The sequence below is a fragment of the Lysobacter sp. DMC97 genome (genome assembly GCF_056313745.1).
This window is the reverse complement of record NZ_JBQUZR010000001.1, coordinates 148,803-156,866: the sequence shown is the minus strand read 5'-3', so window position 1 is coordinate 156,866 and position 8,064 is coordinate 148,803. Positions and strand designations below refer to the sequence as shown.

General features: G+C 66.1%; 9 protein-coding genes. All 9 read left to right on the top strand.

Going from position 1 to position 8,064, the window contains the following annotated elements; genetic code table 11:
- The first annotated feature begins 9 nt into the window (after positions 1-9).
- The 9 genes from ACT53Q_RS00415 (at position 10) to ACT53Q_RS00375 (ending at position 8,051) form a co-directional block, all read left to right on the top strand.
- Positions 10-1,269 (top strand): hydroxymethylglutaryl-CoA synthase family protein, encoded by a 1,260-nt coding sequence (locus tag ACT53Q_RS00415; protein ID WP_476184694.1) that lies wholly within the window; start codon positions 10-12, stop codon positions 1,267-1,269.
- Positions 1,269-2,048 (top strand): enoyl-CoA hydratase/isomerase, encoded by a 780-nt coding sequence (locus ACT53Q_RS00410; protein WP_476184693.1) that lies wholly within the window; start codon positions 1,269-1,271, stop codon positions 2,046-2,048. The genes ACT53Q_RS00415 and ACT53Q_RS00410 overlap by 1 nt, the downstream gene beginning before the upstream one ends.
- Entirely contained in the window at positions 2,045-2,797 is a 753-nt protein-coding gene (locus tag ACT53Q_RS00405; protein WP_476184692.1) for a polyketide synthase, read from the top strand. Before ACT53Q_RS00410 ends, ACT53Q_RS00405 begins: the two co-directional genes overlap by 4 nt.
- Positions 2,798-2,889: 92 nt before the next feature.
- Positions 2,890-3,129: an acyl carrier protein gene (locus ACT53Q_RS00400; RefSeq protein WP_476184691.1), complete on the top strand. Its 240-nt coding sequence runs from the start codon at positions 2,890-2,892 to the stop codon at positions 3,127-3,129.
- A 2-nt stretch (positions 3,130-3,131) separates the two neighbouring features.
- Complete coding sequence (locus ACT53Q_RS00395; protein ID WP_476184690.1) at positions 3,132-4,379, top strand: beta-ketoacyl synthase N-terminal-like domain-containing protein; 1,248 nt, start codon at positions 3,132-3,134, stop codon at positions 4,377-4,379.
- A gap of 55 nt (positions 4,380-4,434) precedes the next feature.
- Positions 4,435-5,622, top strand: coding sequence for an ACP S-malonyltransferase (gene fabD / locus ACT53Q_RS00390; RefSeq protein ID WP_476184689.1), 1,188 nt, complete (start codon positions 4,435-4,437; stop codon positions 5,620-5,622).
- A 6-nt stretch (positions 5,623-5,628) separates the two neighbouring features.
- Entirely contained in the window at positions 5,629-6,615 is a 987-nt protein-coding gene (locus ACT53Q_RS00385; RefSeq protein ID WP_476184688.1) for an acyltransferase domain-containing protein, read from the top strand.
- Between the two features lie 21 nt (positions 6,616-6,636).
- Positions 6,637-7,062 carry a PaaI family thioesterase gene (locus ACT53Q_RS00380; protein ID WP_476184687.1) on the top strand — a complete coding sequence of 142 codons (426 nt, stop codon included), beginning with the start codon at positions 6,637-6,639 and terminating at the stop codon, positions 7,060-7,062.
- Positions 7,059-8,051 carry an NAD(P)-dependent alcohol dehydrogenase gene (locus ACT53Q_RS00375; RefSeq protein WP_476184686.1) on the top strand — a complete coding sequence of 331 codons (993 nt, stop codon included), beginning with the start codon at positions 7,059-7,061 and terminating at the stop codon, positions 8,049-8,051. Before ACT53Q_RS00380 ends, ACT53Q_RS00375 begins: the two co-directional genes overlap by 4 nt.
- Positions 8,052-8,064: the final 13 nt, after the last annotated feature.

Genomic DNA, 8,064 nt, shown 5'->3' with positions numbered 1-8,064 from the left:
GAAACAGTAATGAGAGCAGTCGGCATCGAGGCAATGAACGTTTTCGCGGGCACGGCGTACCTGGACGTCCGCAAGCTGGCCGAGCATCGCAAGCTCGACACCACCCGGTTCGACAATCTGCTGATGAAGGAGAAGACGGTCGCGCTGCCGTACGAAGATCCCATCACCTTCGCGGTCAACGCCGCGAAGCCGATCGTGGATGCGCTGAGCCCCGAGGAGCGCGACCGCATCGAGATGGTGATCACCTGCACCGAGTCGTCCTTCGACTTCGGCAAGTCGATGAGCACCTACTGCCACTCGCTGCTGGGCCTCAATCGCAACTGCCGCCTGTTCGAGATCAAGAACGCCTGCTATTCCGGTGCCGCCGGCATCCAGATGGCGGTGAACTTCGTGCTGTCGCAGGCCTCGCCGGGCGCGAAGGCGCTGGTGCTCGCCACCGACATCTCGCGCTTCATGGTCGAGGAGGGCGGCGACGCGCTGACCGCGGACTGGTCGTTCGCCGAGCCCAGCAACGGCTCGGGTGCGGTCGCGATGCTGATCAGCGAACAGCCGTACATCTTCCAGGTCGACGTCGGCGCCAACGGCTACTATGGCCACGAGGTGATGGACACCTGCCGCCCGACCATCGATGGCGACGCCGGCGACTCCGACCTGTCGCTGCTGTCGTACCTCGACTGCTGCGAGAACAGCTTCCTCGAATACCGCAAGCGCGTGCCGGACGCGGACTTCGCCAAGACCTTCTCGTACATCGCCTACCACTGCCCGTTCGGTGGCATGGTCAAGGGCGCGCACCGCAACATGATGCGCAAGATGGTCCGCGCCAAGCCGGCCGAGATCGAACAGGACTTCGAGAACCGCGTCCTGCCCGGCATGGCCTATTGCCAGCGCATCGCGAACATCATGGGCGCGACCATGTCGCTGGCGATCCTCAGCACCATCGAGCACGGCGACTTCGAGACGCCCAAGCGCATCGGCGCGTTCTCCTACGGCTCCGGCTGCTGCTCCGAGTTCTTCAGTGGCGTCGCGCGGAAGGAAGGCCAGGAGCGCCTGCGCAAGATGGGCGTCAAGGAACACCTCGACCGCCGCACCGAGCTGACGATGGAGGAATACGATCGCCTGTTGGTCGGCAGCAACGCCGTCAAGTTCGGCACCCGCAACGTCGTGCTCGACGACACCTTCATCTCCCGCGCCCGGACCGCGATGGGCAAGCCGGTGCTGTTCCTGAAGGAGATCAAGGAATTCCACCGCGAATACGAGTGGGTCGGTTGATGGATCCCAGTGCCTTCACCGAACTGCGCGTGCGGTTCGACGACGACATCGCCTATCTGCAGATCCATCGCCCCGGCGCGAACAACGCGATCAACGACCGTCTGATCGCCGAGTTCGTCGCGGCGATGGACCTCTGCGACGCGCGCGCCAAGATCGTGGTGGTCGAAGGGCTGCCGGAGGTGTTCTGCTTCGGCGCGGATTTCGCCGAGCTGCAGAAGACCTTCGACCATGACGGCGTGCCGCAGCAGGATCCCGGCCCGATGTACGCGCTGTGGCGCCGGCTCGCCACCGGGCCGTTCGTCTCGATCGCGCACGTCCGCGGCAAGGCGAATGCGGGCGGCATCGGCTTCGTCGCCGCCTGCGACCTCGTGCTGGCCGATTCGGCCGCGGTGTTCAGTCTGTCGGAGCTGCTGTTCGGGCTGATGCCGGCCTGCGTCCTGCCGTTCCTGATTCGTCGGATCGGCTTCGCCCGGGCCAACGCCATGACCCTGTCGACCCAGCCGGTGACGGTGCAGACCGCGCACGCATGGGGGCTGGTCGACGCCTTCGAGGACAACAGCGAGAACCTGCTGCGCAAGAACCTGCTGCGCCTGCGCCGCCTCAACAAGAACAGCATCGCCCGCTACAAGCGCTATATGGCGTCGATCGAGGGCTCGCTGGCCGCCGCCGAACCGAAGGCGCTGGCCGCGAACGTCGAGGTGTTCACCGACGTCGAGAACCTGCAGCGCATCTCGCGTTACGTGAAGACGGGGCAGTTCCCGTGGGAAGGCGCGGCGTGAGCACGGAGAAGGCCGTCGACCTGCAGTTCGTCGCTCCGCACGTCCTGCAGATCAGGATGCAGGACCGGGTGAGCAAGAACACCTTTTCCGAAGCCATCACCCAGGGCTTGATGGACGCGTTCGCGGAGGTGGAGCGGCAGCCGGACTGCAGGGTCGTGATCCTCACCGGCTACGACAACTACTTCGCCAGCGGCGGCACCCAGGAGCAGTTGCTGAACCTGTCCGACGGACGCGGCGCGTTCACCGACCGCGCCCTCTACAGCCTGCCGCTGCATTGCCCGGTGCCGGTGATCTCGGCGATGCAGGGCCACGGCATCGGCGGCGGGTTCGTGCTGGGCCTGTTCGCCGACCTGGTCGTGCTGGGTCGCGAGAACATCTACACCACGAACTTCATGCGCTACGGCTTCACCCCGGGCATGGGCGCGACGTTCATCCTGCCGCAGAAACTGGGCATCGCCCTGGCCACGGAAATGATGCTGTCCGCGAACAACTACCGCGGCGAGGAACTGCAGCAGCGCGGCGTGCCGTTCCCGGTCGTGCCGCGCGACCGGGTCATGGCCCACGCGCTCGACATGGCGAACACGCTGGCCGAGAAGCCGCGCGTGTCGCTGGTCGCGCTCAAGGACCACCTCAGTGCACCGCTGCGCGAGGCGCTGCCGGCGACGATCGCGCAGGAAGTCGCCATGCACGGGGTGACCTTCGCCCAACCGGAAGTCAAGGCCAGGATCGCGACCTTGTTCGGAGCTTGATCGTCGATCCGTCCCCACATTCCCTTTCGTTTCACGTCGGCCACGGGCGCATACCGCGCATCCACCGACCATCGCCCTCAAAGGACATCAGCATGAACGTACAAGACGTCTTCGACATCATCGCCGGCCATACCAAGGAAGTCGTGCCCGGGCTCGACGACCATCCGTTCCAGTTCTCCGATTCGCTGCGCGCGCTCGGCGCCAATTCGATCGACCGCTCCGAGATCCTCATGATGACGCTCGAATCGCTGTCGCTGAAGATGCCGATGATCGAGCTGGCCAAGGCCGAGAACATGGGCGAGCTGGCCGGACTGATGCACGCAAGGCTCTGAGCATGCAGGCTTCCGCACCCGCTCGCCTCGTCGTCGACGGCATCGGCGTGACCACGTCGATCGGCCAGGGCCGCGACGCGTTCACCGCCGCCCTGCTCGCCGGTGAGCACCGGTTCGCGCCGATGCAGCGCGCGGGCCGCCAGCGTCCCGAAGCGGGCGAGGGCGATGCGCCGTTCATCGGTGCCGAGATCGATGCGTTGCGCGTGCCGGATTCGATTCCGGCATCGAAGCTCCGCAACGCATCGTGGTCGGCGCAGGTCGCAGTGGCGACCCTGCACGAAGCCTGGCACGACGCCGGGCTCGATGCGGTCGATCCGGCGCGCATCGGCCTGATCGTCGGCGGTTCCAACGTCCAGCAGCGCGAACTCGCGCAGCAGATGCTCAAGTACCAGGACAACGTCGCGTTCCTGCGTCCGACCTACGCGATGTCGTTCATGGACACCGACCTGTGCGGCCTGTGCAGCGAGACGTTCGGGATCCGCGGGCTGGCGATCACCGTCGGCGGTGCATCCGCCAGCGGACAGCTGGCGACGATCCAGGCGATCGAGGCCGTGCGCTCGGGGCAGGTCGACGTTTGCATCGCGCTCGGTGCGCTGATGGACCTGTCGTTCTACGAGTGCCAGGCGTTCCGCTCGCTGGGCGCCATGGGCTCGGATCGTTTCGGCCACGAACCGGCGCTCGCCTGCCGGCCGTTCGACCGCGACCGCGACGGTTTCATCTTCGGCGAGGCTTGCGGTGCCGTCGTGATTCGTCGCGAGGGCACGCCACGGCCGGACGGGACGCCGCCGTACGCGGCGCTGACCGGCTGGGCGATGGCCTGGGACGGCAACCGCAACCCGAACCCGTCCTTCGAAGGCGAGTCGACGGTGATCCGGAAGGCGCTGGCGATGGCCGGCCTGGAGGCCGACGCCATCGACTACGTCAACCCGCACGGCACCGCCTCGCGGGTCGGCGACGAGACCGAACTGGCGGCGCTGCGCGCCTGCGGACTCGACCACGCCTGGATCAACGCGACCAAGTCGCTGGTCGGGCACGGCCTGACCGCCGCGGGCCTGGTCGAACTGATCGCGATCATGCTGCAGATGCGCGCCGGACGGCTGCATCCGACGCGCAATCTCGAGAACCCTTTCGACGACGGGTTCCGCTGGGTGGGGGCGTCCCCCGTCGATCACGCCATCGAGCGCGCGCTCAACATGAGCATGGGCTTCGGCGGCATCAACACGGCGGTCTGTCTCGAGCGCTGTCGATAGCGCCGCGACCAATCGTCTGCATTGGCAAGGCACACGTTTCATTCAGGAGAATTCGATGAAGACCTACATGTTTCCGGGACAGGGTTCGCAGGCGCGCGGGATGGGCGGCGAACTGTTCGACGAGTTTCCGGAGCTGACCGCGAAGGCCGATGAAGTACTGGGCTATTCCATCAAGGAACTGTGCCTGACCGACCCGCGCAAGGAGCTGAGCAAGACCCAGTTCACCCAGCCGGCGCTGTTCGTCGTCAACGCGCTGTCGTACTACAAGCGCGTCAAGGACAGCGGGGCCCCGGACTTCCTGGCCGGCCACAGCCTTGGCGAGTTCAATGCGCTGCTGGCGGCCGAGTGCTTCGATTTCGAGACCGGCGTGAGGCTGGTGAAGAAGCGCGGCGAGCTGATGAGCCAGGCCACCGAAGGCGCGATGGCGGCGATCGTCAATGCCACCCGCGAGCAGATCGAGACCCTGCTCAAGGAAAAGGGCCTGGTCAACGTCGACATCGCCAACTGCAACACGCCGATGCAGACCGTGATTTCCGGCCCGTCCGCCGACATCGCCGCCTGCCAGGACATCTTCAACTTCGACAAGGTGATGTATGTCCCGCTGAACACCAGCGGCGCGTTCCATTCGCGGCTGATGATCCCGGCGGCGCAGAAGTTCGAGGCCTTCCTCAAGAAGCGCAAGTTCTCGAAGCCGAAGATCCCGGTGATCGCGAACCTGACCGCGAAGCCGTATCCGGACAACGCCGTCGTCGAGTACCTGTCGAAGCAGATCCACAGTTCGGTGCTGTGGAGCGATTCGATCCATTACCTGATGTCGCGCGCCGACGACATGGAATTCGTCGAGGTCGGCCACGGCGACGTGCTGGCGAAGATGATCCTCAAGATCCGGCAGCTCGCGAAGGCCAGCGCCGACAAGGCTGCGCCCGCGCCCGCACCGGCACCTGCAGCGCCTGCGGCGAAGAGCGAACCCGCGCCGGCCGCCGTGGCGTCGCCTGCGCCAGCCGCGGCCGCGAAGCCTGCCGAACCGGTCGGCACCGGCGCCGACCGGTTCGCCGCCGCGGAGCGCAAGGTCGCGGAGTGGAACAGCCGTCATCCGGTCGGCACGCGCGTCAAGTCGACGGCGATGGCGCAGGACGAACTGGCCACGCGCACGCCGGCCGTCGTGCTGTTCGGCCATCGCGCCGCGGTCTACATGGAAGGCTTCAACGGCTACTTCGACCTCGACGAGCTTTCGGTGGCCTGATCGTCCATGGATCTGCCCGTCGTCTTCATGTTCTCCGGCCAGGGCTCCCAGTACCACCACATGGGACGGGAGCTCTACGACCGGCATCCGCGTTTCCGGATGTGGATGGATCACTGCGACGAAATCGCGGAACCGCTGATCGGTCGCTCGCTGTGCGAGATCCTGTATCGGGGCGACGACAAGAGCCGGCCCTTCGATCGCCTGCTGTACACCAATCCGGCGCTGGGCGCCCTGGAATACAGCCTCGCGAAGGTGCTGATGGAGGCCGGCGCGAAACCGGCGTACCTGCTCGGCTACAGCCTCGGCGAACTCGCCGCGGCGATCGTCGGCGGCGCCCTGTCGCTGGAACAGGGCCTGCGGTTCTCGGTCGAGTACGCGAAGATGGTCGAGGCCGAAAGCCCGGCGGCGCAGATGCTGGCGGTGATCGATGCGCCGGATCTGGCGCACACCCACGCCGACGCGCTCGCGGGGTGCTGGGTGACGGCGCGGAACTTCGACCGGCACCAGGTCGTCACCGGACCGGTCGCGGCCATCCAGCGCCTGCGCGAGGTGCTGTCGGGCGAGGGCATCCTGCATCAGGTGCTGGCGGTCAATTACGGGTTCCACACCGAGATGCAGCAGCCGCTGGAATCGAGGTTCCTGGAACTCGCACGCCGCCAGGATTTCCAGCCGCTGCGCATCCCGTTCGTGTCCTGCTGCGACGGCGCCGTGTACGACCGCGACACCGACCCGGGCGTGTGGCCGCAGCGGCTGTGGTCCACGTTCCGGCATCCGATCGCCTTCGATGCGACCGTGCGCGGCCTGCTGCAGCGTGGCGACTTCCATTTCGTGGACGTTGGCCCGAGCGGCACGCTCTCGACGTTCGTCAAATACCTCATCCCGGCCGGCAGCGGCGCGTCCTTCGGGGAGGTGATCAATCCGTTCGGTCGCGACGTTCAGACCTGTGCCGGTGCACTCGGCCGCATGGGCCTGAACGATCCGCGTCTGCAGTAAATCAGGGAAGGACATACGCTGGTGGGTGAATTTTTCGAAAAAGGTCAGCACGTCCTCGTCTCGCAGCCGTTCAGTCGCTTGCTGGGCACCGAGCTGTGCGAACTGTCGGAAGGCTATGCCGAACTGTCGCTGCGCATCCGCGAGGATTTCAAGCAGAGCTACGGCTTCGTGCACGGTGGCGTCGTCAGTTACCTCGCCGACAATTGCCTCACTTTTGCGGGCGCGACGGTACTCGGCAACTGCGTGACCTCCGAGTTCAAGATCAACTACGTGATGCCGACCATCGGCGATGTGCTGGTCGCCAAGGCGACGGTGCTGGCGTTCGCGCTGCGCCAGGCGGTGTGCGAGTGCAAGCTCTACGTCGTGCGCGGCGGCGAGTCGATGCTGGTGGCGGTCGCGCAGGGCACGATCGTCAAGATCGAAACCGATGTCAGAGGCGGCGTATGAAGGCTGCCGTCTACCGGCAATACGGTTCGCCCGACCGCGTGCGGGTCGAGGACGTGCCCGTCCCCGAACCCGGGCCGGGTGAAGTGCGTATCCGCGTGCGTGCCGCCTCGCTCAATCCGGCGGACGTCTACATGCTCCGCGGTTGGCCCTACCTGTTTCGCGCCCTGACCGGGCTGCGACGTCCGAAGAACATCGGGCTGGGCCTGGACTTCGCCGGGGTGATCGACAGGATCGGCGACACCACGACCGATCTGCGGCCCGGCGATGCCGTCTTCGGCGAACTGACGACGCCGTTGTCGGGCCTCACGCGCGCTTTCGCCGAATATCTCTGCGTTCCCGTGGACCAGCTGGCGCGGATGCCGTCTGCGCTGTCATTCGAGGAAGCGGCTTCGCTGCCGATCGCCGGGTGCACGGCGTTGTTCGCCGTGCAGAATTTCGGCGGATTGCGCCCGGGCCAGCAGGTGTTGATCAACGGCGCCGGCGGTGGCATCGGCATCCATGCGCTGCAGTTCGCGAAACATGCCGGCGCCATCGTCACTGCGGTCTGCAGTGCGGAGAAGGCGGCGATGGTGCGCGATCTCGGCGCGGATCGGGTCATCGACTATCGGCAACAGGACTTCACCGCGGAAGACATCCGCTACGACGTGATCATCGATCTCGTCAGCAGCCGCAGCCTCAGGCAGTGCCGGCGCGTGCTGGCCGCCGACGGTCGGTTCGTCTGGGTCGGCAGCGCGGCCCCCAACGGGTTGTTCGGCCCGCTGCGACCCGCGCTGCGGGTCATGCTGATGTCGCTCTTCGCGCGTCGCCAACGCTGGAATTGCGTCAGCAGCAACACCACGGCCACCGCCCTGAAGACCCTCGTCGATCTGCTCGCCCAAGGCGCATTTCGCCCGGTCATCGGTCGACGCTTCCCGCTCTCGGAAGTCGTCGATGCCATCCGTTACGTGGAGACAGGTCATGCAAGTGGCAAAGTTGTCATCTCGATATAACAAACGATCTGCA